Genomic DNA, 25543 nt, shown 5'->3' on the forward strand with positions numbered 1-25543 from the left:
CACTTGGCTGCTGGACAGCCGTGAGGTCTCCCAGCTGCTCGGCATCGGCCGGACCAAGGTCTTTCAGATGATGGCGAGGGCCGAGTTGCCCGTCGTGCACCTCGGCCGCTGCGTGCGTGTACCGCGCCAGGCGCTGGAGGAGTGGGTGCAGAACCAGACGCTGATCTCCATTCGAGAACAGCGATCGGACCGTGGCGCCAGGTTCCGAGAGACCTTCCAGATGGGCGATCGAGAGCTTTAAATGCCCCGAAGGCGGGGTAACGGCGAGGGTTCCATCTATCAGCGCAAAGACGGCAAATGGTGCGCTGCCGCGACGACGCCTGATGGCTATAGGAAGGTGCTCTACGGCACCACCCGAGAGGCGGTCCGCAGAAAGCTGACGGGGATTCAGCACTCCATCGACAGCGGCACTTACACCGACGCAGCTGGGCTAACTCTCGGGAAGTATCTCGACCAATGGCTCGAGGAGGTCGTCAAGCCGTCTGTTCGGCGCTGGACGTACCTAGGCTACGAGGTCCATGTCCGGCTACACATCAAGCCAATCCTCGGAACCGTTGCTCTTGACAGGCTGACGCCAATGCACGTCCAGTCGATGATCAATCGCAAGCTTCAAGAAGGTCTGTCGCCCAAGAGCGTCAAGTACATCCGAGGCACGCTGCGGACGGCGCTCAACCAGGCGATCCGGTGGGGCCTTCTCTCTCGAAACGCCGCCACCATGGTCGAGCTGCCCAAGGTCAGCAGATACGAAATCCGGCCCTTCACCACCGATGAGGCGCGGCGGTTCCTGGCAGCGATCAAAGGTGATCGCCTGGAGGCCCTCTATTCGGTCGCTCTGACTATGGGCCTGCGGCAGGGGGAAGCCCTCGGACTCCGCTGGCAGGACATTGACTTGGACATGGGATACATTCGCGTTTCCAAGCAACTGCAGCGGCTCGACGGAAAGCTGCAACTCGTTGATCTGAAGACGGACCGCAGCCGACGGACGCTAGTCATACCCGCTTCGATTGTCGATGGGCTCCGGCAGCACAAGGTTCGTCAGGCCGAAGAGCGGGCGGCAACAGGTAATTCAGTTCGACGCGACGATCTTGTCTTCACAACTCCAGAAGGGGAGCCGTTGGAGGGAACCACGGTCTCCCGTCACTTTCACCGGCACTTGGATCAAGCAGGCCTTTCACAGCGGCGTTTCCACGACCTTCGGCACTCATGCGCAACGCTCCTCATGGTCCAGGGCGTCTCGCCGAGGGTGGTCATGGACGTACTCGGGCACTCGGAGATCGCCATGACCATGAACACGTACTCGCATGTAATTCCCGAACTGCGGCGCGACGCCGCAGATCGTATGGAGGACCTGCTCACCCGCTAGCAGGTTCTCACCCGCTAGCAGGTTCTCACCGGCCACCTTCAGGGCTGCGACGACAGCCACCAGCACTCCGCCGCAGGCGGCCAGACTTCTCATCGGGCCCCAGTTGTCGACGGGTCGCTGCGCCCGGCAGAGCAACGACCACGGGCTAAGGAGCAACTCAGCCGATTGACGCGGACACAGCCTCCTCCCAGCCGGGTAGCGCCCGGACGGCGTCGATCGTCGTGGCCGCCCGGGCACCGACCCAGGATGCCACCCGCGCGGCCTGCGGCCAGTCCAGGCCCCGATACCAGGAGACTAGGATGGCGGCGGCGAAGGCGTCTCCGGCCCCAGTGGTGTCGACCGCCTCGACAGGAGTCGGGGGGACGTCCTGCTCCCAGCCCTCCCGCGTCGCCGCGGAGCAGCCGCGGTTCCCGTCCGTTACGGCGACGAACTGACGCACGCCCATCTCCAGAAGCCGGCGGGCCGCGGCACGGCGGTCCGGGAGTCCGGTGATGGCGGTGGCCTCCGCCAGGCTGGGACAGAAGACGTCCACAAGCGGGAGCGCCGGCACCAGCTCCTCCCATCGCATCTCCGGCCCATGCGTGACGTCGAGCGATGTAAGGAGACCGGCACCAGATGCTTCGGTCAGGAGCGATCGCAGGCGTGCGCCGTCGAGCCGCCGCAGAAGCAGTGCATATCCGAGATGCAGGGCACGGACGCCAACGTCGACTAGAGTCGCAATCGGGACGTCCTCCGTGCCGAAGTCGTCGCTCGCGCCGTGGCAGTGGAGGAAGGTGCGCTCCCCGGAAGGGTGGACAAGCACGATCGTGCTCGATGTGGGAACGCCCTCGACCACGTGCAGGCGGGCGTCGGTCGCCCACGACCGGACCCGGTCGCCCAGGATGGCGCCCAGCTCGTCATCGCCGATGCAGCCAAGGGTCATAACCGGCACGCCGAAATTGGCGATCACGGAGCCGGCGTTGGCCACCAGCCCCCCGCTGTGGAGCGAGACCACGTCGACCGTCGTCAAGCCCAGCCACTGGAGGTCGCGCGGCACCGGGCGCACCCTCAGGTCCACGGTCGTATGCCCCGCGACGGCAATCATCCGGATCCGTCCGCCGAAGCGACCAACGGTGGTCGGAGGGCGCGCAGCGCTGGGTACAGGGAACGGAAGCGCGCGTACCCATCCTCGTAGACCGGCAGCCAGTCGCGGTCCGGCTCGGCACCGGGCTTCAGCCTGACGCACACGCTCACCGCCTGTGGCACGTCGGCGAAGACTCGGGCGGCGACACCGCCCAGCATGGCTGCTCCCAACGCCGAGCTCTCCTCTACCGTCGAGACCTCCAGCGAGATCCCGAGCACGCTGGCGACGACACGGAGCCAGAACTTGCTGCGGGCACCACCTCCCGAGGCCCTGCCCACGGCCGAGCCCACACCAAGCCCGCGCAGGAGCTCCAGGCAGTCCCGAAGGCCAAACGCCACGCCCTCCAGCACCGACCGCGTGAGGGCTCCGCGATCATGCTGCAGCGAGAGGCCGTGGAAGGTGCCGCGCGCGGCCGGGTCCACATGCGGCGTGCGCTCACCCGCCAGGTAGGGCAGGAACAGCAGCCCTCCCGCGCCCGCCGGGGAGGCGGCAGCTTCGGCCAGAAGGGCCTCGTAGTCCAGCCCCGGTGCCAACGTGTCCCGGAACCAGCGCAGCGAGCCGGCCGCGGAGAGCATCACCCCCATCGCGTGCCACGTACCGGGCACCGCGTGGCAGAAAGTGTGCGCGCGTCCTTCCGGCTCCGGCGCGTAGTTGCGCAGGACGGCGAACACGACGCCGGACGTCCCCAGCACCACCGAGAGGGGACCGGGCCGGTCGATGCCGACACCTATGGCTGCGGCCGCCTGGTCGCCGGCGCCGGCCGCGACGGGGGAACCGTTGGGCGCCCGACCGGCCGGCTCCGTGCTCTCGAGCAGTCGCGGCAGCCACGAGGGCGGCAGCTCCAGCCCCTCCAACACCTCGGTGCTCCAGCGCCGCGCCGCCACCTCCAAGAGCAGCGTCCCGGAGGCGTCGGTAACGTCCATCGCGCGCTCGCCGGTGAGCCGGAAGCGTATGTAGTCCTTGGGCAGCATGACGTGGCGGATGCGGGCGAAGCTGGCCGGCTCCTGGCTGCGCAGCCACAGAAGCTTCGGTGCTGTGAAGCCGGGGAGCGCCCGGTTCCCAGTCAGCTGGATCAGTCGCTGGAGCCCGATGGCCTTCTCGATCGCCTCGCATTCGGCGGCGGTACGCTGGTCGTTCCACAGGATCGCGGGACGGATCACCCGGTCTTGCTCGTCCAGGCAGACCAGCCCGTGCATCTGCCCCGAGAAGCCTATCGCTAGGACCTCCGTGACCGACTGCGTCAGTCGGCCGAGCACCTGCTGGGTAGCGCGCCACCAGTCCTCCGGGTCCTGTTCGGCCCATCCCGGCCGAGGAGTCCGGAGCGGATAGGAGGCCTCCGCCACCGCCAGTGGATCACCGGCCGGCGAAAGGGCAACGCCCTTGACCGCGGTGGTGCCGACATCGAGGCCGAGCAGGCCGGCTGCCGTCACTCTTCCGGGAGCTGTAGGGCGGTGACGTGCCAGCGCCCGAGGTTCGAGATGAACATCTCGCCGCCGCGCAGCGCAACGTTGGTCGGGTGGCAGAGCTGGTGGGCCTCCGGGTCGGCCACCAGGCAGCGAACGGTGCCGTCGGGGGCTACGCGCAGCACCTTGCTCGGCTCGTAGCAGGCGATGTAGAGCCGCCCGGCAGTGTCCAGCGCGAGGCCGTCGGGCAACACCCCCGGCAGGTGAACCACCTCCTCCCGGCCACCCGGTGAGCCGTCCTCTCCGATCGGGATGCGGAAGACGGCGCTGCCGAATGTCGCAGCCACATACAGAAAGCGACTGTCCGGCGAGAGCGCCACGCCGTTGGCGAAATCCACATCGGCGTCGTACCAGAGCTCGCCCGAGCCATCAGGCTGAAACCTGAAGATGCCCGGTCCCGGCTCCTTCATGCCGTGGCTGTCCGAGACAAATAAGTCGCCTCCAGGGAGAACAGCTATCGCGTTCGGCACGCGCATGCGAACGCCGCCGGCCCCCTCGGCGAATCGCTCGAGGCGCCCCGTGCGGGTATCCAGGGCAAACACAGCGCGGTGCTTCATATCGCAGACGTAAAGTCGGTCGCCGGCGAAGGCCAGACCCAGGCAAAAGCCTCCCGTCGACGCCACCTGATCCATTGAGCTGCCGTCGCGCGCGATGCGGAAGATCTGCCCCCGCTCGCCTCCGCACCAGACGCTGCCATCGGGGTGGATTGCGATCCCCTCAGGGTGGTCGAGCTGCGGGTCGGTGAGGGTGCCGTCGTAGAAGACGCGCGTGCGCGCGAGGTCGACCAAGCAGCCCGACATCAGCGCACTCCGCGCGCCGCGCCGGACCGTGTCAGGCCCTGGCGCAGCGAGACCGCCAGTCCCCGGTCGGTTGGCAGCAGCGGAAGAAGGCAGGCATGCAGCGCGTGATAGAGGTCGGGCTTGCCGCTCCACGGCTGGCTCTTGGGTTGATTGTCCGAGTCCAGAACCGCATGCCAGCCGCCTCTCCGGTGGTCGATGACGTGGCGGTGAGTGAAGTCCCAGAACGTCCGGTACCAGCGCTCGTACTCCGCGACGCCCGTGACGTCCGCGAGGTAGGCGGCCGCTCCGAGCGCCTCCGCGAACGTCCACCAGTACCTGTCGCGGCTGAGCGGCCTGCCCTGGAAGTCCACCGTATATATCAACCCCTCGCCGGAGACGTTCCAACCGTCGCTCAGAGCCTGACGGAACAGTCGCCTTGCGCTCTCTAGGCACCAGGCCTCCCGATTGCCCGTAGCGGCCCAGGCCTGGCAGAGCAGACGGGCCCACTCGAGCCAGTGCCCGACGATCGAGCCGTAGGGCCTGTAGAGGTGGTCCGGGTCGTCCCGGTTGTAGTCGGGATCGATCTCCCAGTCGGCCGTGTAGTGCTCCGCCAGCCGCCAGTCGTTGCTCGCCGTCTTCTCCGTGATCAGGCGGCGGCAGACGCTGAGAGCCCGGCGCAGGTATTCGGATTCGCCAGTGGCGTCGTGCGCGGCGAGCAGCCCCTCGACCATGTGCATATTGCTGTTCTGGCCGCGATAGCCGGAGCCGCCGGCCCAGTCGCGCGGAAACTCCTCGACAAACAGGCCCTCCTCCTCCGACCAGAACCGCCGGTCGAGCACCTCGGTCACGTCCTGCAGAAGCCTGTCCCCCTCCGGTCGATCGGCCAGCACCGCGGTGGCGGCGGCAAGCAGCACATGGGCGTGGCCGTAGCCTTGCTTCGCGCTGTCGATCGGCCGGTCCGCCCCAGCCGTCCAGTAGTAGCCGCCGTGCTGCGGGTCGCGGTGCCGCTCGAGAAGGAAGCGGATGCCGTGGTCGGCGACGGCTCCGGCGCCCGGCCGCCCCATCAGGTGTGCGAGCGAAAACGTGTACGTCATCCGGGCGGAGACGACTATCTCCTTGTTGGGGACCTTTGCCGGCACCCCCTCCGAGTCGAGCTCGAAGAAGCCGCCGCCCGGATCCACGCAGGCGTACTGGTAGAAGTCCAGCAGGCGGTTTGCCTCGGCCAATAGCCACGACTCGTGGAGCGGATTGCCCAGCCAACCGCCATTAGGGGCCACTCCGGCAGGCCCTGCCTCAGCGATTCTCAAGGGCCGAATCCTGATTGATCAGGGCAACGGGGCCTCCCACCGTCGGATCGGCCCAATCCTGGTTGGGAACCAGCGGATACCAACCCGGACGCCCGGGGTCGCGATCGTAGGGATAGCCGCCCAGCTCGCGATAGAGCTCGGCGTAGCGCGCCATTCGGTCCGGATCCAGCTCGATCCCGAGACCGGGAGCGGACGGCACGCTGATACAGCCGTTGCAGTACTCCAGCTTGCCGCCTTGTACCACATCGTCGACGAGATGGTGATAGTGCGCGTCGGCCGCGAAGCTGAGGTTGGGCAGTACTGCACCCAGGTGCAGCATCGTGGCCAGCTGGATCCCCAGCTCTCCGGACGAGTGCACGGCAACGCCCAGCTGGAAGGTCTCACAGACGGCGGCCGCTTTGACACACGCACGGATCCCGCCCCAAAACGTGGTATCGAGCAGGATCACATCGACAGCAGGATGCTGCACGTTCTGAGCCAGCTGCTCGAAGTTGACTACCACGGTGTTGGTGGCCATCGGCATGGCGACTCTGTCCCGCACCTGGCGCATCCCGTTCAGTCCCCAGGTCGGATCCTCGAAGTAGTCGTTGCGCAACCGCTCGATGCGGCGGCCGAAGCGAATGGCCGCCTCGACGCTGAGAACAGCGTTGGGGTCGTAACGCACACGGTCCTCCGGGAATGCGGCGGCCAGCGCCTCAAAGCACTCCGCCTCGTATTCCGGAGGGTAGACGCCGCCCTTCAGCTTGTGCGTGGTGAACCCGTGCCGCTTCTTCAGGGTTCGCGCAAGTGCGACCAGCTGGTCTGGCGTGCGAACTTCACCCTCGCCCGTGCTGGGATTCGGATGCCGAAAGAACAGGTAGCTCGCGAAAGGGACTTCGGCACGAAGCCGCCCGCCGAGGAGTTGGTAGACGGGCACGCCCAGCCGCTTGCCAACCAGGTCCAGGCAGGCGAATTCAATCGCGGCGTGCAGCTGTGTGCGGTTGTTATAGAGGCTGGCGGTGGGATTACAGATCTTGAAACGAAGCGCTTCAAGATCGAAGGGATCATGTCCCAACAGGTAGGGCCGGAGGCCCGCAAATGCCGCGGCGGCGCTTTCGCCACCGCCGCCCATCTCACCCAACCCGACCAGTCCTTCGTCGGTTTCCAGCTCGATGATGGTGCGCACGAAACGGCCCCAGTGCGCCCCGTTGCTGTGGCGCAGCGGCGCCTCGATGGGTACCGTCACAGTGGTCGCGCGGACGTCGCGTATCTTCAGCGGACCACCTCCTCGCTCAAAGTCTCATTTCGGTAGGGTGACCGGAAGGCTGGCCAGCATCCCGCCGTCAACGCGGACTTCGATGCCAGTTACGAAGCTGGCGGCGGGGCTGGCCAGGAACGTGATGACCTCAGCCACCTCCTCCACCGTCGCCACCCGCCCCAGCGGATGCAGCGCCCCCCAGCTCCGGATCAATGCCTCGACGCTCTGCTCGCCCTTGAATTTGTCGGCTGCCCAGCGCAACATGGGTGTGTCCACCGAGCCGGGACAGACTGCGTTGACACGGATGCCGTCCGCCGCGTGGTCCACCGCCATCGCTCGAGTCAACGCGTTCACGCCTCCCTTGCTGGCGGCGTACGCGACGACGCCCGTCTGCGCCCCGAACGCCTGCACCGACGAGACGTTTACGATCGCGCCGCCCCCGCGGCGGCGCATCTCTGGCACCGCATATTTGCCGGTCAGGAACATGCCCTTCAAGTTGATCTCGAGCGTCCGGTCCCAGGTCTCCTCCGGCATGTCCACCACGCTGCCGTAGGTCTGAATGCCGGCGGAGTTAACCAGAATGTCCAGGCCCCCATGACGGGCGACCGCCGCTGCCACGAGAGCCTCGACCTCGCCGGCAGCGCGAACGTCGGCCCGCATGCCGCTCACGATCAGGCCCTCCTGGCTCAGCTCCGCCACTGCCCGCTCCAGAGATGCCTCGTCGTGGCTGCCGATGATCACAGCAGTGCCGGCTTGAGCCAGTCGGCGCGCCGCGCCCCGGCCAATCCCGGTGCTGCCGCCGCTCACAACGGCCACCTTGCCAGCCAGGTTGGTTTGAGTGTCCGTCATTCTCCCCCTCTGATCAGTCCGACTCCGCACCCGAGGTCACACTGCCGTCGGGCGCGATCCGTTCCACTCGGCCCCCAGCTCGGAAGAGCACGGCGGCGAGGTGGGTGTCAATGCATCCGCCGGCCTCCAGCCGCCGGGAGGTGCCCCGGCGGACGGCCTCGGCCAGCCCCTCGCCGGGCCAGGAGGTCCAGGGCTCGAGCGCCATGCTGTAAGTGCGGCCGAACCAGGGGTAGCCGTATCCGCCTCGGGCGACCTGCCAGTACCACAGGTGGGGAAATACAGCGGGGTCCCAGCTGAGCCCGAACCCAGCCCTCAACTCCGGGTTGGTCACCGCGTACCAGCCCTCCGGAACATCGGTGATGTAGAGGAACTCGGCGCGCCGAGCTTCGGGTGGCGGCATCTGCGAGAGGTCCATCTCGCCGCCCTCCCGGTCGGCGACCAGCGGCCAGCGGCCGGTGGCGGCAGGAAGAGCGCGCTGGCGGTCGAATGCGACGGCATCGGGGACCCGGACCATCCCGCCGGGCAAGTGAAAAGAGCAGCCTCCCGCAAGAAACGGCGCGCCCAGGACCGGGTGATGACCCCACATCAAGTCGATGGGCTCAGCCCCTTCGTTGACGAGCGTCTCATCAAGTTCCAGCACGGCCCGGTCCCCGCGAAGACGCATGACCTTCTGCAGTACCAACGGATAGCGCAGGAGGCGGACCCGAAGTACGACCGCGACCTCCTCCGGCCTGTCGGCGACCACCCCCCACTCCCACGGCAGGCTGGGAGTTTCCCCGTGCTGGCCCCATTCAGTGCCTGCATGAGCCGCCGGCGGCCCTCCATTTGGCAGCGCCTCCAGCCAGCCTCCTTCGTAGAAGTCCATCATCGGTCCCAGACCCGGCGACGACGCCCGCGCGGCGCGCCAGTCGCGCAGGCTCGTCGGGGAAGCCCAGAGTACGTCCAGGTCCAGCTCCTTGAGCCGCAGTTCCACGACGTCGCTACCCTTGTCCGGCAGCACAGTTACCCGCAGCGCGCGGTTCTCGAGCACCACCACCTGCAGACCATGCTGCTGGAACGCCGCAAGCCGGCAGCCGTGCTTGCGAGGCTCGATCCAGCCGATCATCCGAACTCCTCGGCGAGACGGCCGAGCCTGAAGTGGTGAATCGCCTCGATCTGGACCCGCCTGATGGCCAGCAGGGCAGCCACTGCCTCATTCTGCTCGTAGCGGAACTGCAGCGCAGTTCCGCAGTGCGGGCTGATGTCGCGAGGTCCCGGGATCAATCGCGCAGCGTGGCCGGCGCGGAGGAGGAGGCTCTCGGCGCGCAGGGCGTGGAAGGACGAATAGAAGGTGACGAGACCGTCGAACGGCACCCCGCAGGCGGCGGTGGCGGGAGCTGGCTCGGGGTCGGCCGCGACCCGCTGATCAGCCGCGGGCGATCGTCGCCAGAGCCTCGATGGCAGCATCGATCTCCCCTTCCGTTGTAAAGGCGCTCCAGGAGAAGCGCACGGTTCCGACTGGATAGGTGCCGAGCGCCTGGTGAGCGGCCGGCGCGCAGTGGAGGCCGATCCGGCACATGATCCCGAACCGGCGGTCGAGGATCAAGCCGACGTCTGAGGGCGACACTCCGTCCAGGTTGAACGAAGCGAGGCCGACCCTGGCCGCGGCGTCCTGGGGACCGAGCGGCCGAGCGCGGGGAACCTGGCGCAGTCCGTCAAGAAACCGCGCTCCAAGGCAACCCTCGTGATCCCGGATCGTGCCGACTCCGCAGGCCAGCACATGCGAGACGCCGGCGCCAAGCCCTGCGATACCAACCACGTTGAGCGTGCCGCTCTCGAGCTGATCCGGCAGGAAGTCTGGCTGCAGCTCCAGCTCGGAGTTGCTGCCGGTGCCACCTCGCACCAGAGGTTCCAGCTCGAGCCCTTCCCGCAGCCACAGCCCACCGGTGCCGGTCGGCCCGAACAGCGCCTTGTGCCCCGTGAAAGCCAGCATGTCGACCCCGAGCGCCTGAACGTCGACCGGCCAGGCGCCCGCCGTCTGCGCCGCGTCGAGCAGCACCGGAATCCCCTGGGCATGAGCGAGGCATGCCACTTCGGCGACCGGCAATACGTTTCCGATCACGTTGGAGGCGTGGGTTAGCACCAGGAGACGGGCCGGTCGCTCGAGCGCCAGCGCCAAGCTCTCGAGATCCAGGGCGCCGTCGGGCGAGCCTGGAACCACGCTGATCTCTGCGCCCTTCTGCTCCAGATGCCGCAGCGGCCGCATCACTGAGTTGTGCTCGATGGCGGTGGTGATAACACGATCGCCCTGCCCGACCAAGCCGTAAAGCGCTTGGTTCAAGGCCTCCGTGACGTTTTTTGTCAGGACAATCCGCGAGGGATCGTCGATGTTGAACAGCTCACCCAGCGCGACGCGTGTCTCGGCGACCACACGAGCCGCGGCGACCGCCATGCGGTGCCCTGAGCGGCCGGGGCTGCCCCCGATTCGCTCGAGGCAGTCGAGCATTGCCGCTCCAACCGCCTCCGGTTTCGGCCACGAGGTCGCCGCGTTGTCCAGGTAGATGACCGGTGATCCGGTCGCTGCGGCGCTCAACCGGTCAGCAGACGTGAGGCCAGCCGCACCAACACCAAGCCGTAGATCAGGATGCCGCCGTAGAACCCGGCCAGGTAGAGGGCGGCGTTGCCGTCGCCCTGGGCAGCCAGCACGTGCTGGCGGAAAGGGCAGCCATTGGCGAAGACCGAGAAGAGCCCGACCGCGAAGCCCGCCACCACCGCGATGGCCAGCATCCAACCCTGGGCGAGGAGCCCGACCGTCCAGCCGGCGGCCGCCACCGACAGACCACCGCGCGACCAGCCGTCGCCCAGCAGTCCCATCAGTCCGGCCACTGCGAAGGCGGTCCACGCGGTCACGAAGAACGCCAGCAGCCCCTTCAGCAGCTCGCCATCGCGCACGAGCATGAAGTCCCGGACACCCCCGATGAAGCACATGCGAGAACGCTGGCCGACGTAACCGATGAGAAGGCCGAGGACCAGGGTGGCGATTGCGGGCTCGGCGGTCATGCCGCCCGCCTTCGCAGCACCGCGGTGCCCGCCACCACGCCCAGGACAAGCGCGGGTACGGCCGCCACGGCCGCCGGGTCACCGTAGGCCAGACGCAGCCAGAGACGAGTTGGACAACCCGCCACAATGAGGGCGAACACTGCGATCAGCGCCCCGAGGAGCAGGGAAGCCAGTGGACTGCCCATCACCCTGCGCCACCTGAGCTCGCCGTTGCGCGCTGCAGCAGCGCCTGCGCCGAGGAAAACGCCCACGGTCGTGAGCAGAGGGGCGGCAGAGGCGTCGGGCGAGATCGCCAGATGCGTTCCGACGAGGTGATTGGTAAACCAGCCGACCAGGTCCTGACCGTGACAGGCCATGCAGACGCCGTAAGCGGACGGTTGCCGGACACCGAAGAACGCCTCGACGGCGACAGCTCCCAAGCCGGCGACGACGCCATAGTGCACTGCGTTGGGCCGGAAGCGCCCGGTCAATCTCCAAGCGCTCCTGAACGCGGCAGGAACCACGTCTCGAAATGCGCCGCTGACGTTGCGGCGCGGCCGGGCAGCAGCACCTTCCAGCGGCCGCCCACCTCGGCCAGCACGTCCGTCCGGAAGAAAGTACCAATAGCGCAGTTGCCCACGAGCTGGCCGCTGACGCGCGCCAGCATCAGACGGCTCTGGCCGGGGAGCCAGCGCAGCGCCGCCAACTCCGGAACCTCCTTTGTCGCGACTGATGCCGGGCTGAACGGTCGCTCCCAGTCGACCTTCAGCGCGGCGATGCCGACGGGCAGACCGTCAGGGCCGATCTCCTGCCGGAGACTGGCCACGAAGTCCTGCCGCGAGGTGAGCCCACCCGCCTCGGAGCCCGTCTGGCGGAGCTCGACGCTCAGGTCGTACGCCCGGTCGAATTGACCTTGGATGACCGACCGGTAGAACGTGACGGTCGCGCGGGCAACGGGGTCGGTCGGGGTCGTGAGCTTCGGCGCATCCAGGTAGGTGACCGTTTGGCTGCCAACCCCGCCAGCGGCCCCCGCCGGAGAGGCGAGGTGGGGTACGACTCGGAGGGCTCCCCCCAACGTCAGGCCGGCGACCACCACGATGGCAATCAGCGGGGCCCGGAGCCGGTTCACGCCTGCGCGGCCGCCCGGATCCGGCGGCTCTCCAGCTTGCGCAGCAGCATGTCCAGAAGCATGGCGATGAAGATCACGGCGCCCTTGGTGACGTCCTGCCAGAACGTCTGTACGTTCAGGATCGTCAGGCCGTTGGAGATGACGCCGATGATGAGGACGCCGATCAGCGTGCCGCGGATGTTGCCTATGCCGCCGAAGAGGCTGGTACCGCCTATCACCACGGCTGCGATCACGTCCAGCTCAAGGCTGAGGCCAGCCTGAGGGTCGCCGGAAAACAACCTTGATGCGGTGATGATGCCGCCGATGCCCGCGGCCAGCCCGGTCAGGATGTAGACAGTCGTCTTGACCCGGGCGATCGGGATCCCAGAGATCCGCGCCGCCTGCTCGTTGCCGCCAATCGCGTAGACGTAACGGCCGAACCGCGTCCTGGACAGCACGACGTAGGCCACCAGGAGCACTGCCAACGCAATGATCACGGGCACCGGAACGGGACCGAGGTAGCCGTTGCCAATCACGCTGAACGAGGGATCGGCGACTGTGATCACGGTCCCGCCTGTGTAAACCTCGGCAATGCCGCGGGCGGAGGCGAACATCGCGAGGGTGACGATGAACGGCTGGAGCCCGAGCCGGGCGACGGACAGCCCGTTGAATGCGCCGAAGAGGCCGAGCACTACGAGCGTCAGAAGGATGGCCAGCGGCAAGGGGAGGTGCTGGCGGGTCATGAGTCCTGCCACGACCACGCCGCCGACCGCAACCAGGGATCCGACTGACAGGTCGATTCCAGCGGTGATGATGACGAAGGTCATCCCGGCGGCCACTATCGCCTCCGTCGCGACCTGGCGAGACACCGTGACCACGTTGCTGAACGTGCGGAAGCCGGGGGCCAGCCAGGCGAAGAGCAGGCAGAGCAGCACCAGCGCGAGGAGAGCGCCGAAGTCCTGGATGCGAACGGCGCCCCAGCCTCGGGTTAGCGCCGCCCCGGCACGACCGAGACCTCCCTGGGGCGGCCTGTGGAGTACCGCTTGGGCTTCCGCCGGGCGTCTCGAATCAGCCATTGGAGCCTCCGAATTCCTTGTTCTTAGCCAGCTCGCTGCCGGCCGCCGTCGTGGCAGTTGCTGCGTACGTCATGATCTCCTCCTGCGTCACGTCGCTACCAGACAGCTGAGCAGTGATCCGGCCTTCCCGCATCACCACTATCCGGTCCGCGGTCGCCAGCAACTCCGGCAGCTCCGACGACACCATCAACACCCCCTTCCCATCCGCGGCTAGGCGCCTGATCAGACGCCGGATCTCCGCTTTCGCGCCCACGTCCACGCCGCGCGTCGGCTCGTCGAGGATCAACACCTCAGGCTCGGTCAGCAGCCAGCGGCCAATGATCGCCTTCTGCTGGTTGCCCCCTGATAGGTTCGCCATCATTTGTTCCGGGTTGTGGGGACGGACATCAAGGTCGCGCATCAGTCGCTGGACCGCGCGGCCCTCGACTCCTCGCCGAACGAACCCGAACCTGCTCAGTCGGGGCAGGTTCGCCGACGATGCGTTCTGGCGAACCACCCAGTTGGGGAAAAGCCCGTCTGCCTTCCGGTCTTCGGTCACCATGGCCATGCCATGTCTGATGGCGTCCGCTGCACCGCGAAGGTAAACCCGCGCTCCATCGCGCAAAACCTGCCCCGCCTCGATCGGGTCCAGGCCGAAGATCGCCCGCATCACCTCCGTCCGGCCCGCGCCGACCAGACCTGCGAAACCCAGCACTTCGCCGGCTTCGAGGCTGAAGTCGATTTCGTGGAAATAGCCGCTGCGCATCAGCCCGCGGACTTCAAGGAGCGGTGCCTGGCGTGGTCTTCGCGGCGCCGGGCGGGGCCGCTTCTCGTACTCGCCGCTCAGCGAGCGGCCTACCATCATCTCGACCAACCGATCCTCTGTCATCTCTGAGACTGCCGCCGTCCCCACTACCTGCCCGTCGCGCATGACAGTGACCCGATCGGCGATCTGGAAGATCTCCTCCAGCCGGTGCGAGATGTACACGACCGACGTGCCACGCTGGCGCAGAAGGTTGAGCACGCGGAACAGGTTGGTTGTCTCCCGCTCGCTCAACGTCGCCGTGGGCTCATCCATGATGATCACACCGGTGTCCAGCGAGAGCGCACGAGCGATCTCGACCATCTGTTGCTGCGCCACCGAGAGCAGGCGCACAGGGGTGGCAGGATCGACAGTCAATCCCACTAGTTCGAGGTATTCGCGGGCACGGCGGCGCACCTCACGCTCGTCGACGAAGCCGGGCCAGTAGGCTCGCTCGTGCCCCAAGAAGATGTTGGCGCCGACGCTCAGGTTCGAACAGAGCATCAGCTCCTGATAGATCGTGGAGATCCCTGCTTCGATGGCATCGATCGGACTATGGAACACGGCGGGCCGGCCGCCGACGAGGATCTCACCCTCGTCGGCGCCGTAAACGCCGGCAAGTATCTTCATGAGGGTCGACTTGCCAGCTCCGTTCTCCCCCACCAGGGCATGGATCTCGCCCTGGCGGACCTGGAGGGTGACATCCTTGGCCGCCTGCACGCCAGGAAACCGCTTGGAGATGCCGCGCATGTCAACAGCTTCCGGGGCGATCACCCTTTTAAGGCTCCAGCCTGACTATTGGTGGTTGGTCGAGAATGCACAGGGTTCAGGTGCCGTTTCGGGCGTCCCCTTCCACTTGAGCCAGTTGTCGACGTTGTCCTTGGTCACAAGAGCCGGCTTCATGAAGTAGAAACCCTTCGAGTTGTAGGACTCAACGGTCTTCTCCTTCTTCGCGAGCTGTGACGCAATGTCCATCATCCGCCGCGAGTAGCAGTCGGGACGCTGCGCCACGTCGGCGCGGAACATGCCGCCCTTTTGGATCTCCTGGAAGGCCTCCTGGGTACCGTCTATGCCTACCACCAGCGTGCTCGCCGGGGCCTTGTTCTTGCCCTGGAGGGCGCTCAGGGCACCCAGTGCGGAGTCATCGTTGCAGCCGAACACGACGTTGATGTCAGGGTGGCCCTGGAGCATGTTCTCAGTCGCGGGGAGCGCCGACGCCCGCTGGCCTTTGCCGTCCGCGCTGGCCACTATAGGTGCGGTCGGGAGCGTGTCCAGCGATTGGTGGAAGCCTTTGTTCCGATTCTGGCAGTCAGTGAAGGTTGGCAGGGTGAGCTCCGCGACAGTTGCCTTGCCGCCAAGGTTGGTCTTGATCCAATTGACCGTGAAATCCCCATCGAGCTTGCCCGCCAGCACGCTGTCGGTGCCCGTGAACGGCACCATGCCGGGCGTGATCGTCTCCGGTGAGCCGTCGTTCACCACGGGGACGTTCTTGGCCTTCGCGACTTGTAGAACCGAGCTCCAGCTGCCGGGATCGGCCGGAGCGTTGATCAGCACGGTGGCACCGCCGGAAAGCAGGTCCTCAGCGCACCGTACGTCCTGGCTCGGATTCAGATTGTTGATGCAGAAAGCGACATCGACGCCGTTCTTGGCAGCCTGGGTCTTGTAGCCCTCGTTGAGAATCTGCTGGTAACCGTGAGTCAGCGTGATCTGAATCACCCCGATCTTCGGCTTGCTGGCTGATTGTTGGCCGCCACCGCTCCCCCCGCATGCGGCAGTAAGCACCGTCAGCAGACCCAGAACTCCGGCCATCCGTGGCCACCAAGCTTGCCTGGCTCTTAAGATCACTCTTCCATCTCCTCTCACTCGTCTGTGGTTAGTCCACCGGTCAGCCGGCCAGCCGTCGCCGACCACCGGTCGCAAATCGTGGTGGCTCAGATGGGCGTACGCATTTGCCAGCCTCCTCGGAATCCCCGCCAGCCATCAGTTCCGGCTGCTGTGGTTACGCCGATCGCCGGTTCGGCGGAGCCCGCCTCATCGTCCAAGAAGTAGCCTGGGTACTGTTCCCGCAGGGCCGGCAGCAACTCGAGGACTGCACGAAGGTGGCGCGTCAGAATCCGGTCGGCCTCCTGTAGATCAGGCAGTGAGAGCGCCGCCACCAGAGTCTCGTGCTCCGCGATCAGCCGCTTCAGCACAGTGGGCATCATCAGGCTCAGGCGCCGGACCCGGTTCAAATGTGCCCAAGCCCGCCGGGCGGCCGGCCAAGCTCCGGAGTAACCGCTGATACCGACCAGCATTCGATGAAACGACTCGTCGAGCGCGAAGAAACCCTCGTAATCAGCGGCCGGCTCGGTGTCGCGTTGTCGGGCGACGTACGAGCGCAGGGCGTCCAGCTCGTCGGGCCTGAGCCGGTCGCCCCTGATACTCAATGCTGCCCGTTCGACAGCCTCCCTGACGAACTGCTGGTCGCGAATCTGCTGGACATTTATAAGCGAGACGAACGTGCCTAGCTGTGGCACCACCTCGACCAGACCCTCATCGGCGAGGCGAATCAGTGCCTCCCGAACTGGAGTCCGGCTTACCCCCAACTCGGCGCCGAGCTCATTTTCGGATAGCTGACGGCCAGGCTTGTAGTCCAGCGCGACGATTCGTTCGCGGATCACCGCATAGCCCTGGGCACGCACCGACTGCCCGCTCCCTCTCCTCATATTCCGTTCTTGCATGCTAGCATTCCAACCGGCCAGAGGCAATAGTCGTGCTCCTGGCCCGTTCCGGGAGATGGAACATAGCGAGGTGAGAATGAGCGGTGAGAACCGCCTGAATGTGCTGGCTTTTGATCATCACTACGAACTGTTCGAGCTGGTGGGAACTGAGCGCGGCCTTGTGCAGGCGGCCAAGCGACTGATCTTCGACGGCCTGCTGCTCGCGCTTGACTCTGGCGTCCAGCCGGCCGGCGCCGGCATACTCGTTGACGAGGAGTACGGCGGCGACATCGCCCGGGAGGCCGCCAGCCGCGGATTCTCGGTCGCCATGCCGGTTGAGCGCTTCGGTCCCGGTGAGTTCGAGTTTCGCTTCGAGGACTTCGCCGCCCACCTCCAGGAATTCGCCCCGACCTATGCCAAGGCCTTGGTCCGCCACAACCCCCGCGACGACGAGAGTCGGAATCGGCGCCAGGCTGGGCGGGTCCTCGTCCTCGACCAATGGTGCAAGCGGAACGGCCAGAAGTACATGCTCGAGTACCTGGTCGAACCCCTTTCGGACCAGCTCGCCGCTTGCGGTGGCGACCGACGTCGCTTCCAGCGCGAGATTCGCCCCGCCCTGATGCTCGAGGCTCTCCAGGAACTAAGGGCCGCCGGCCTCGAACCGGATGTCTGGAAGGTCGAGGGCATGGACAGCCCCCAAGACTGTGAGCGACTCGGCAGGGTGGCGACCGCGGAGGGCCGGGATCACGCGTGCTGCGTGATGCTTGGCCAGGGGGCTGATATGACCACTGTGCTGCGCTGGCTGGAAGCGGCGTCAGGAGCGCCCGGCTATGCGGGTTTCGCGGTGGGCCGAACGGCCTGGGCTGACGCGGTGCGGAGGTGGGCCGCAGGTGAGGACCGCCGCGAGGACGCCGTGCGGACGGTTGCCGAGCGCTACCGCTCGATGGTCGAGACGTTCACTCAGGGACGCCTTGGTTACTTCCCCCGGGAAACGTGAACACGAGATCGGCTCGCGCTCGGGAGTGTGGCGGGCACTCAAAAGCAGATGGTGCGGCGGTCGGCTCGGCTTCAGTCGCAAGGATCTGCAGTACCGTGTCGGCCGCAGCCTGCTCACAGGAAGGCAGGACCGCTGATCGGTGCAGCCGGGCGGGGTCGGGGCGACAAGCTGAACACGTGGGGCCGGATCGTTCGGCCGTTGCTACAAATTGCTACATATTTGCTACACGGTCAGCCTGCCGAGGAGCGGCGCAGACCAGATTCGTATTCAAAATTGGTGCGCCCGGAGGGAATCGAACCCCCTGCCTTGCGGTCCGGAGCCGCACGCTCTGTCCGATGAGCTACGGGCGCGACGCGAAGCCAGTCTAACCTTGCCCAGTCATGCCACCCAGACCGACGAGCCTTCGGCCGGGACGCATCCTTGTCCTCGTCTGCGTCACCCTGACGATGCTCTCAGCCATGGCCTGCGGTCCCCTGGCCTTCACCCAAGTCGATCCGGCCCAGGTGGGCCTGCAGGCCCGAGACGTTTCGGCTGAGTTCAAGCCCTGCGACCCGCCCCGCGACATAGAGACCTACCTCAAGCGTCTCCCGGCCACCTCACAGTGGCGGGCGCTGCTGTCCAGCGGTTGGAAGCAGCTGCAAGGGGAGGGGGCCAACGCGTCTGCCGTGACCGAGTTTGCCACGGGCAGCGATTCATGCACAGCTGAGCCGGGCTCAGGCCCGAGCCGGAGTGTCATATCCGTCGTGGCTCGCTTCTCGGACGACGGAGCCGCTCAGCGAGCCTTCCAGGCCGGCCTCTTCGGCTTCCCGACGCCCGCCGAGGACCAGCTGGAGCCAGGCCTTCGGCAGGGAGTCGGGACTCAGCTCGGCGCGCACTCCTGGCTGCGCCAGCGGACAGTTGACAACCGTAATCTTTCAGTGGCCTTCTGGCAGTCTCACCAATTTTGTATCTTCGTACTCGCCTCGGCACTCGACTCGGTCGAGCTGCAGCGGGCTTTGGTGGCCATTGACGGGCGGGCGGGCTGAACCGAAGCGTCAGTACACTTGGGGGCTGCGCGTGCGCCTGTAGCTCACCGGATAGAGCGCTTGCCTGCGGAGCAAGAGGCAGCAGGTTCGATTCCTGCCAGGCGCACCAACCTGCTCACCGTCCAGATCACCAAGACAGTGCGCCTGCCGCGTCTGGAGCCTGCGAACTCCATCGGCCGCACGTGTGGCTCGGCCAGCGCTCGCTCGCGAGCTCCCGGCGCCCACCCGAACCATCAATCCACTACCAGTCACGCCGCAGCTCATGCTGCCATCCCCCAGAAAAGGAGAGCCGCCGACCGGCAATGTCTTCCCGGTTCGCGAGAATTCGCTGAACTCGCTCGGCTCTATCCCTATCTTAAGTCATCTAAGTGGGCCCACACCTTCTTCCAATTAATCACTCGCTACCGCAATTTGCGCAAGATCGATCAGAGGCGGGTGCATTTCCGGGTTCCGAACACCCACAATCGCAACAGCCATTCTCGGACGCCACCGCCTTAGCCGGAAAACCACTACGCCTGGGCGAAACGGCTGACGTAGCCTCGCCAGTCCCTACCCACCGGGACGAATGTACTAATGCAATTCTTGCCCATCTGCAGTATCGTCGTCCCCAAACCTAAGACCACCACTTCAGCTCACCCGAGCCCGGCTGTCGGCGCTGGCCGGGAAGAGGAGGACTGCGAAGTTGTTTGACAAGAACAATTCGAAACTGCGCTCTCTCGTTAGGCGATCCACGTCGGCCACGCTCGTGTGCGTGGCCGCTCTCCTCTGCACGCCCGTCCTTTCCGCCGCCGCGGCTCCGGCCCTGAATGTGTCTATCGCTATGCCACCCCCGCCGGCGGTGAAGGTGCAGATCCCAGTTCCTACGCCGGCTGCGCCAGCCGTGAACGTGCAGCTGCCGGCTGCTCCAGCGGTGAGGGTGAAGGCCCCGGTGCCCGTCCCGACTGCGCCGGCCGTGAAAGTCCAAGTGCCAGCCCCAACCGCGCCGGCCGTGAAAGTCCAAGTGCCAGCCCCAACCGCGCCGCCAGTGAAAGTGCAGCCGCCCCTGCCAGCTGCGCCGACTGTAAACGTCGGGGTGTCCCTACCCTCCGGACCCCCTGCGCAGGTGAATGTTGGCCCAGCGGGGCCGTCTGTTTCAGTTCCGGCTGCGAATGTTCCTGGCCCCGCTTCGCCGTCCGAGCAGTCCGGTGCGCCGACTGACCCCGGTGGAAGCGCCAGCCCGACGGACCAGGCCACGGCAGCGGCCGCCTCCCCTGTCGAGCCTGCCGGAGCGGCCGGCCCGACCGCCAGTGATTCGTCCGGCGCGGCAGCTGCCGATCCACCATCGAGCGCCTGGTTCAATCCGGGCAGCGGAAGCCAGACACGCGCTCTTGCCTCCGGAAACGCTGCCACGGCCAACTCGCTTCAGTCCAACAGCATCTACTCCTGCATCTCTCTGGGGGCCCGGATCCAGGCCTGCGAGTCGTCCGGAGGGCCAATGGTCTGCATTGAGGGTGGCGCTGGGCCGATTGACTGCCAATCCTCCATGCCGGCGGCCACGGGGTCCGCATTCGTGCTGCCGATGGCTCTCGGTGGCCTGCTGAGTGTGGTGGGCTTCCTGCTCAGCCGACCGCAGACTAACTCGAATCGCCGCCGTCGTGCAGGCTGGCTGAGTCAAGTCACCCCTGCGCTTGGTCTGCCCCTTCGGCACGTGCGCAGACTGCCTCCCTCTGAGGGTTGAGGAGAAGGTTCGGACCGCCGACGACCGGGTGGCCGACTGGCGCCTCGCTGCTACCCCCGCACTGGGCCCTTTTGCCCGACCTGGAAACCATCCGGCCGCGGGCAGGTTACCCGGGCGGCAGCACGCGCGTGCTGGCAGCGAAGCCCACCACGAGTGTCAGCAGATAGGCAACCCCACCCGCCGCGTGCCGGCTCACCGCGCAGCCGCCCCGGCCGCCGGTTGTCAGCCAAGCAGCCAGGGGAGCCAGCACGGGCATGAGCCAGATCGGGTAGACGGCGACGCCGACCACAATGACCGCCAGCTCACGCTGAACCAGGCTGATCGCCACAAGGTCGAGCGCCGACCAGAGTAGTCCGAGCGCACCGACCGTGACGGCGACGGCGATCCAGGAGCGGCCATGTGCCTGGAGCACCAAGGCCGTCCAGCCGGCGCCCAGAGCAGCAGGAGCCAGGCCGGTCGGCACGATTAGGGCACCGTTTCCCCGCAGCGACCATCCGGGTCCTCGGGGCCTGCGATCGCGAGCAGCACTGTCAACAGCTCCAGAACGACTCCGACAGCCAGGCCGGCGACCGACGCCCAGGCCAACAAGCGGGCTGCCGGCCGCGTTCTGGCGCGGCTCATGCTGACAAGCTAGCGCCGCACAGAGGCGTTGCACCAATGTCTCCGCTCCTGCGGATGATCAGCGAGAGCCGCCGCCGCCTACACCTGAGGCTCGCGGTGCACATAGTGCAGTCCTCACCTGTACTGGCTCGGCCGCTCTCTCTCGACCTGGTGAGTCATCGCCATCCCTGAGATGGCAGACCCACTCAGCGGACAGCAGCACCCGGCCTGGTGGCCAAAGCCCGGAACAGAACCTCCCCGGCCGCCGTACAGGACTGCATGGAGCCCATGTCCGGTGAGAGTGGCACGCTCGTCGTTTACACGACTACCCACTGCTCGGACTGCCGCCTGGCCAAGGCCGTGCTGGCCGAGACAGGAACGCCCTATCGCCACGTCAACCTGGACGAGTCCCCCGAGGCCGCCGCGACAGTCATGGCCCTGAACGGCGGCTACCGCAGCGTGCCCACCCTGGTCTTCCCGGATGGCAGGGTGCTGGTCGAGCCGTCACGTCGCGAGCTGCTGGAAGCTCTGAAAACCATGCAACGCGGCGCCTGACGTCCAACAGAGCCTGGGCCGTCGCTTAGGCAGCCTGGACGCCGCGGTGAAACAATGGGAGCGATGCAGCCCCATCGTCATGGCGAGAGAAGGACGTGAGCGCCCCAACGCGCCCGCTGGACCCCACTTCCTACCGCTCCGCTCTGGGCCGCTTCGCCAGCGGCGTAACGGTGGTCACCTACCGCGGTCCGGACGGGCCTCGCGGCCTGACAGTCAACGCCTTCTGCTCGGTGTCGCTTGACCCCCCACTGATCCTTGTCTCGATCGCGCGTTGGTCTCGGAGCCATGACCTGGTGGTTGATCAGCCGTTCACCGTCAATGTTCTGAAGCCCGAGCAGGAAGCGCTGGCCAAGCACTTCGCAGGCATCGCCGACCAGGTCCAGATTCCGTGGTACGAGGGCCACGCCAGCCCGCGCCTCTACGGTGCCCTGGTCCAGCTCGAGTGCAGTCCCTGGCGCACCTACGACGGGGGGGACCACTCCATCTTGGTGGGTCAGGTGATCGACCTGCAGGTGAGCGAGGGTGACGCGCTCGGCTTCTTCGCCAGTCGCTTCATCCCGATTGCCCGGCCCATTCCCTCGCAGCCGACGCTGCCCTTCGACCCGTTCGAGCTTCCCTACGACGCTTGATGAGCAATCGCAATCCAACCCCAGGAGGTTGAGCGTATGTCAGCGAGAACCGGCGCCCAGTACCTAGAGGCACTCAATGAGTCGCGCCGCGATATCCGCGTACACGGTGAAACAGTGCGTTCCGACATCGGCAGCCACCCCGCCTTCAAGGGCGTCGCGCAGGCCTATGCCGCGCTCTACGACTTGCAGCACGACGAGCGGGTGAAGGATGTTCTCACCTATCCCTCGCCGACCACCGGCGAGCCCGTCGGCACCTCCTTCCTGCAGCCGCGGACGAAGGCGGATCTCGCCCAGCGCTCCGAGATGATGAAGCTCTGGTCCGATCGCAGCCTGGGCCTGCTGGGCCGCACCGGCGACTACCTCAACAGCTCGGTCATGGCCATGGCCGCCGCCCAGGACTGGTTCGCCCAGGTCGACAGCGGCTTCGGCAAGAACATGCGCAGCTACTACGAACACGTGCGCGACAACGACCTGCTGATGACTCACACGCTGATCAACCCGCAGGCCAATCGCTCGCAGTCGGCAGCGGAGCAGCGCGACCCCTACCAGGCGGCTCAGATACTGAAGGAGACCGACAGCGGCATAGTGATCCGGGGCGCCCGCATGCTCGCCACCATCGGCCCCATCGCTGATGAGATTGTGGTCTTCCCCTCCACCGTGCTCCAAGCCCGGCCGGAGGATGAGCCCTACTCCTTCGCCTTTGCCGTGTCCTGTGACACGCCGGGTCTGCGTTTTCTCTGTCGCGAGTCGCTGGACTACGGCCGCAGCCACTTCGACCACCCGCTGGGCTCGCGCTTCGACGAGATGGACGCCGTCGCGATCTTCGACGACGTGCAGGTTCCCTACGAGCGCTGCTTCATGATCCGCCATCCCGAGGTGCTGACCAGGGGCAAGATGTACAGCGAGACGGGTGCCCTGGCCCACATGACCCACCAGGTGGTGTTGAAGGACCTGGCCAAGACCGAGTTCATGCTCGGCCTGACATCCCTCATCTGCGATGCCATCCAGATCGAGAGCTTCCAGCATGTGCAGGAGAAGATCGCCGAGGTGATCAACACCCGCGAGCTGCTCCGGGCAGTGCTCCGGGCGGCTGAGGCGGACGCAGAAGTGAACCAGTGGGGCCTGATGACGCCCGCCTGGGCACCGCTCAACACCGCTCGCAACTGGTTCCCGCGCACCTACCCGCGGCTGCGGGAGATCGTCTGGCAGCTTGCCGCCAGCGGCCTCTTCGGCCTCCCCACCGAGGCCGATACAAAAGGCGAGACCGGGGTGGACGTCGATCGCTTCCTCCAGGCCGCGAGCTTGAACGGCATCGACCGCGTGAAGCTGTTCCGCCTCGCCTGGGATGCGTCAGCGAGCTCCTTTGCCAGCCGGCAGGAGATCTACGAGTTCTTTTTCTTTGGCGATCCTGTGCGGATGGCCCAGGCGCTGGTCGGCAGCTATGATCGCAGCGAGGTCAAGGAGCGCGTCAACGCCTTCCTCAACACCGACGGGCCCCTGGCGCCACTGGCCGGCTCGGAGCTGCTGGCGGCGCCGGCCGCCAGGCAAGGCGGATGACGGAGTTGCGGGGATCGATAGTCCCCCTGGTCACTCCCTTCAAGGCCGGCGGCGAGCTCGACCTGGAGGCGATGGGCCGGCTGGTCGACTGGCAGATCGCCTCCGGCAGTCACGGTCTTTCAGTCACCGGCACCACCGGCGAGCCCAGCGCCCTGACCCTGGACGAGCGGGAGGACGTGATGCGCTACGTGGCCGAGCGCATCGCCGGGCGGGTGCCGTTCGTTCCCGGCACCGGCACTAACAACCTGGCCGAGACCCTGCGCCTCACGCGCTTTGCGCAGGACCTGGGGGCCAGCGCCGCGCTGCTGATCGTGCCCTACTACAACCGACCCTCGCAGGAGGGCCTGTACCGCTACTTCACGGCCATCGCCGAGTCAGTCGAAATCCCGCTCCTGGTCTACAACATCCCGGGCCGCACGGCCATCAACATCGCACCCGCCACGCTGGCCCGCCTCCGCCGCGATCAGCCCCAGATCATCGGGGTGAAAGAGTCGAACAAGGACTTCGAGCACGTCTGCCGGGTGTTGCACGAGTGCGGTCGCGACTTCCTCGTCTTTTCAGGCATCGAGCTGCTCTGCTACCCGATGCTGGCGATCGGCGGCGCCGGCCACGTCAGCGCCACCGGCAATCTGCTGCCCAAGGAGGTCGCCGCCATCTACGATCTGGTCCAGGCCGGCAAGCCCGCCGAGGCGCTGGATCTGCACTACCGGCTCTTGCCGCTCAATGACGCCCTCTTCTGGGAGACGAATCCCGGCCCGCTCAAGTGGGTGATGAGCGAGTTGGGCCTGATCGAGCCGGTCTACCGCCTCCCGCTCTGCGAACCCAGCGCTGAGAACCAGCGCCGGCTCCGAGAGGTGATGGCGCAGTACGACTTCGCCGTGCCGGTGGGTGCTAGGCGGTGAAGCGGGCCCGCGTGCTCAGGGATGGCCGGGCAGAGCCGGCCGAGCTGATCACGCCGGGTCTGCTGCGCACTGCTGACGGGGCTGAGCACGAGGAGGCAGACCTCCAGTTCCTGCTGCCCGTCGAGCCGACCAAGGTCATCGCCCTGGCTCTGAACTATGCGGACCACGCGGCGGAGCTGGAGCTGAAGGAACCTCAGGAGCCGGCGCTCTTCTTCAAGTCGCCCAACACCTGGGTGCCGCACCGCGCGCCAGTCATCTATCCCGAGGGCGGCAAGTTCGTTCATTACGAGGTGGAGCTGGCAGTCGCGATCGGCCGGCGCGCCCGGCGTGTCAAACCGGAGCAAGCGCTGAACTACATCGGCGGTTACACGATCGCCAACGATCTCGTCATCCGCGACTTCGTGACCAACCTTTTTCGGCCCCCCCTGCGAGGCAAGTGCTGGGACACCTTCTGCCCGATCGGTCCCTATCTGGTCCAAGACGAGGTGGAGGATCCCCACGACCTGACGCTCAAGGCCTTCGTCAACGACGAGCTGCGCCAGGAGGGCAGCACGCGGGACCTTATGCGCAAGATCCCGGAGATTATCGAATACGTCACGCACTTCATGACCCTGGAGCCGGGCGATCTCATCCTGACCGGCACGCCCAAGGGCATCTCGCACGTTCATCCCGGCGATCGCATGCGGCTGGAGGTGGAAGGGCTCGGCGTTCTCGAAAACCACATAGTCAGTGAGCAGGAGGCTTTTGGCTGATGGGCC

Annotated in this window: 28 protein-coding genes and 2 tRNA genes; 11 read left to right on the forward strand and 19 right to left on the reverse strand. The window is 66.5% G+C overall.

The annotated features are described in order from the left end of the window. Both ACR2MZ_RS06435 and ACR2MZ_RS06440 read left to right on the forward strand, forming a co-directional pair. Window positions 1-241 (forward strand): helix-turn-helix domain-containing protein (locus ACR2MZ_RS06435; RefSeq protein ID WP_434004242.1); only part of this gene is annotated, 241 nt, incomplete at its 5' end. Next, the gene (locus ACR2MZ_RS06440) at window positions 242-1363 is read left to right on the forward strand and encodes a site-specific integrase (RefSeq protein ID WP_434004243.1); all 1122 of its coding nucleotides are present in this window, start codon (window positions 242-244) and stop codon (window positions 1361-1363) included. It begins immediately after the preceding gene. A 157-nt stretch (window positions 1364-1520) separates the two neighbouring features. Here ACR2MZ_RS06440 and ACR2MZ_RS06445 read toward each other — a convergent pair whose 3' ends face one another. The 16 genes from ACR2MZ_RS06445 to ACR2MZ_RS06520 all read right to left on the reverse strand — a co-directional run bounded on the left by ACR2MZ_RS06445 (window position 1521) and on the right by ACR2MZ_RS06520 (window position 16809). Continuing rightward, complete coding sequence (locus ACR2MZ_RS06445; RefSeq protein ID WP_434004244.1) at window positions 1521-2447, reverse strand: carbohydrate kinase family protein; 927 nt, start codon at window positions 2445-2447, stop codon at window positions 1521-1523. Then, window positions 2444-3916: a xylulokinase gene (xylB, locus tag ACR2MZ_RS06450; protein WP_434004245.1), complete on the reverse strand. Its 1473-nt coding sequence runs from the start codon at window positions 3914-3916 to the stop codon at window positions 2444-2446. Before xylB ends, ACR2MZ_RS06445 begins: the two co-directional genes overlap by 4 nt. After that, window positions 3913-4749, reverse strand: coding sequence for an SMP-30/gluconolactonase/LRE family protein (locus tag ACR2MZ_RS06455; protein WP_434004246.1), 837 nt, complete (start codon window positions 4747-4749; stop codon window positions 3913-3915). Before ACR2MZ_RS06455 ends, xylB begins: the two co-directional genes overlap by 4 nt. Then, window positions 4749-6035, reverse strand: coding sequence for an AGE family epimerase/isomerase (locus ACR2MZ_RS06460; RefSeq protein ID WP_434004247.1), 1287 nt, complete (start codon window positions 6033-6035; stop codon window positions 4749-4751). Before ACR2MZ_RS06460 ends, ACR2MZ_RS06455 begins: the two co-directional genes overlap by 1 nt. Further along, window positions 6022-7290 carry an enolase C-terminal domain-like protein gene (locus ACR2MZ_RS06465; protein WP_434004304.1) on the reverse strand — a complete coding sequence of 423 codons (1269 nt, stop codon included), beginning with the start codon at window positions 7288-7290 and terminating at the stop codon, window positions 6022-6024. The genes ACR2MZ_RS06460 and ACR2MZ_RS06465 overlap by 14 nt, the downstream gene beginning before the upstream one ends. Before the next feature lie 24 nt (window positions 7291-7314). Further along, window positions 7315-8121 carry an SDR family NAD(P)-dependent oxidoreductase gene (locus ACR2MZ_RS06470; RefSeq protein ID WP_434004248.1) on the reverse strand — a complete coding sequence of 269 codons (807 nt, stop codon included), beginning with the start codon at window positions 8119-8121 and terminating at the stop codon, window positions 7315-7317. Window positions 8122-8134: 13 nt separating this feature from the next. Next, window positions 8135-9226: an aldose 1-epimerase gene (locus ACR2MZ_RS06475; protein ID WP_434004249.1), complete on the reverse strand. Its 1092-nt coding sequence runs from the start codon at window positions 9224-9226 to the stop codon at window positions 8135-8137. After that, window positions 9223-9567, reverse strand: a complete 345-nt coding sequence (locus ACR2MZ_RS06480) for a putative Se/S carrier protein (RefSeq protein WP_434004250.1) — start codon at window positions 9565-9567, stop codon at window positions 9223-9225. The genes ACR2MZ_RS06475 and ACR2MZ_RS06480 overlap by 4 nt, the downstream gene beginning before the upstream one ends. Then, window positions 9527-10693 (reverse strand): aminotransferase class V-fold PLP-dependent enzyme, encoded by a 1167-nt coding sequence (locus ACR2MZ_RS06485; RefSeq protein WP_434004251.1) that lies wholly within the window; start codon window positions 10691-10693, stop codon window positions 9527-9529. The genes ACR2MZ_RS06480 and ACR2MZ_RS06485 overlap by 41 nt, the downstream gene beginning before the upstream one ends. Further along, window positions 10690-11160, reverse strand: coding sequence for a transporter (locus ACR2MZ_RS06490; protein ID WP_434004252.1), 471 nt, complete (start codon window positions 11158-11160; stop codon window positions 10690-10692). The genes ACR2MZ_RS06485 and ACR2MZ_RS06490 overlap by 4 nt, the downstream gene beginning before the upstream one ends. Further along, window positions 11157-11630 carry a cytochrome C gene (locus ACR2MZ_RS06495; RefSeq protein WP_434004253.1) on the reverse strand — a complete coding sequence of 158 codons (474 nt, stop codon included), beginning with the start codon at window positions 11628-11630 and terminating at the stop codon, window positions 11157-11159. The genes ACR2MZ_RS06490 and ACR2MZ_RS06495 overlap by 4 nt, the downstream gene beginning before the upstream one ends. Continuing rightward, on the reverse strand, window positions 11627-12268 hold the full coding sequence (locus ACR2MZ_RS06500) for a hypothetical protein (RefSeq protein ID WP_434004254.1): 642 nt from the start codon (window positions 12266-12268) through the stop codon (window positions 11627-11629). The genes ACR2MZ_RS06495 and ACR2MZ_RS06500 overlap by 4 nt, the downstream gene beginning before the upstream one ends. Then, entirely contained in the window at window positions 12265-13323 is a 1059-nt protein-coding gene (locus tag ACR2MZ_RS06505) for an ABC transporter permease (RefSeq protein ID WP_434004255.1), read from the reverse strand. Before ACR2MZ_RS06505 ends, ACR2MZ_RS06500 begins: the two co-directional genes overlap by 4 nt. After that, complete coding sequence (locus ACR2MZ_RS06510; protein ID WP_434004256.1) at window positions 13316-14878, reverse strand: sugar ABC transporter ATP-binding protein; 1563 nt, start codon at window positions 14876-14878, stop codon at window positions 13316-13318. Before ACR2MZ_RS06510 ends, ACR2MZ_RS06505 begins: the two co-directional genes overlap by 8 nt. Before the next feature lie 21 nt (window positions 14879-14899). Further along, the gene (locus tag ACR2MZ_RS06515; protein WP_434004257.1) at window positions 14900-15913 is read right to left on the reverse strand and encodes a sugar ABC transporter substrate-binding protein; all 1014 of its coding nucleotides are present in this window, start codon (window positions 15911-15913) and stop codon (window positions 14900-14902) included. 122 nt (window positions 15914-16035) lie between these two features. Then, window positions 16036-16809 carry a GntR family transcriptional regulator gene (locus ACR2MZ_RS06520; protein ID WP_434004258.1) on the reverse strand — a complete coding sequence of 258 codons (774 nt, stop codon included), beginning with the start codon at window positions 16807-16809 and terminating at the stop codon, window positions 16036-16038. 91 nt (window positions 16810-16900) lie between these two features. Between ACR2MZ_RS06520 and ACR2MZ_RS06525 the strand changes: the two genes are divergently transcribed. Continuing rightward, entirely contained in the window at window positions 16901-17800 is a 900-nt protein-coding gene (locus tag ACR2MZ_RS06525; RefSeq protein ID WP_434004259.1) for a 2-deoxy-5-keto-D-gluconate 6-phosphate aldolase domain-containing protein, read from the forward strand. A gap of 274 nt (window positions 17801-18074) precedes the next feature. Here ACR2MZ_RS06525 and ACR2MZ_RS06530 read toward each other — a convergent pair. Beyond that, window positions 18075-18150 (reverse strand) — tRNA-Arg (locus ACR2MZ_RS06530). Between the two features lie 30 nt (window positions 18151-18180). Between ACR2MZ_RS06530 and ACR2MZ_RS06535 the strand changes: the two genes are divergently transcribed. Beyond that, window positions 18181-18825, forward strand: coding sequence for a hypothetical protein (locus ACR2MZ_RS06535; RefSeq protein WP_434004260.1), 645 nt, complete (start codon window positions 18181-18183; stop codon window positions 18823-18825). 33 nt (window positions 18826-18858) lie between these two features. Further along, window positions 18859-18934, forward strand: a tRNA-Arg gene (locus ACR2MZ_RS06540). A 1714-nt stretch (window positions 18935-20648) separates the two neighbouring features. Here the strand turns inward: ACR2MZ_RS06540 and ACR2MZ_RS06545 are convergent. Together ACR2MZ_RS06545 and ACR2MZ_RS06550 are read right to left on the reverse strand one after the other, a co-directional pair. After that, window positions 20649-21005, reverse strand: a complete 357-nt coding sequence (locus ACR2MZ_RS06545) for a hypothetical protein (protein WP_434004261.1) — start codon at window positions 21003-21005, stop codon at window positions 20649-20651. Window positions 21006-21007: 2 nt separating this feature from the next. Beyond that, on the reverse strand, window positions 21008-21163 hold the full coding sequence (locus ACR2MZ_RS06550) for a hypothetical protein (protein WP_434004262.1): 156 nt from the start codon (window positions 21161-21163) through the stop codon (window positions 21008-21010). Window positions 21164-21199: 36 nt separating this feature from the next. Between ACR2MZ_RS06550 and ACR2MZ_RS06555 the strand changes: the two genes are divergently transcribed. The 6 genes from ACR2MZ_RS06555 to ACR2MZ_RS06580 all read left to right on the forward strand — a co-directional run bounded on the left by ACR2MZ_RS06555 (window position 21200) and on the right by ACR2MZ_RS06580 (window position 25537). Then, complete coding sequence (locus ACR2MZ_RS06555) at window positions 21200-21334, forward strand: hypothetical protein (RefSeq protein ID WP_434004263.1); 135 nt, start codon at window positions 21200-21202, stop codon at window positions 21332-21334. A 96-nt stretch (window positions 21335-21430) separates the two neighbouring features. Next, window positions 21431-21697, forward strand: coding sequence for a glutaredoxin family protein (locus ACR2MZ_RS06560; RefSeq protein WP_434004264.1), 267 nt, complete (start codon window positions 21431-21433; stop codon window positions 21695-21697). Between the two features lie 95 nt (window positions 21698-21792). Beyond that, entirely contained in the window at window positions 21793-22326 is a 534-nt protein-coding gene (locus ACR2MZ_RS06565) for a flavin reductase family protein (RefSeq protein WP_434004265.1), read from the forward strand. Between the two features lie 36 nt (window positions 22327-22362). Further along, window positions 22363-23883, forward strand: a complete 1521-nt coding sequence (gene hpaB / locus ACR2MZ_RS06570; RefSeq protein ID WP_434004266.1) for a 4-hydroxyphenylacetate 3-monooxygenase, oxygenase component — start codon at window positions 22363-22365, stop codon at window positions 23881-23883. Further along, window positions 23880-24785 (forward strand): 2,4-dihydroxyhept-2-ene-1,7-dioic acid aldolase, encoded by a 906-nt coding sequence (hpaI, locus tag ACR2MZ_RS06575; protein ID WP_434004267.1) that lies wholly within the window; start codon window positions 23880-23882, stop codon window positions 24783-24785. The genes hpaB and hpaI overlap by 4 nt, the downstream gene beginning before the upstream one ends. Beyond that, a complete protein-coding gene (locus tag ACR2MZ_RS06580) occupies window positions 24782-25537 on the forward strand; it encodes a fumarylacetoacetate hydrolase family protein (protein ID WP_434004268.1) in 756 nt (251 codons plus the stop codon). Before hpaI ends, ACR2MZ_RS06580 begins: the two co-directional genes overlap by 4 nt. The last annotated feature ends 6 nt before the right edge of the window (window positions 25538-25543 follow it).

The sequence above is a fragment of the Candidatus Dormiibacter sp. genome, from assembly GCF_050999135.1.
Lineage (GTDB): Bacteria > Chloroflexota > Dormibacteria > Dormibacterales > Dormibacteraceae > Dormiibacter > Dormiibacter spiritus.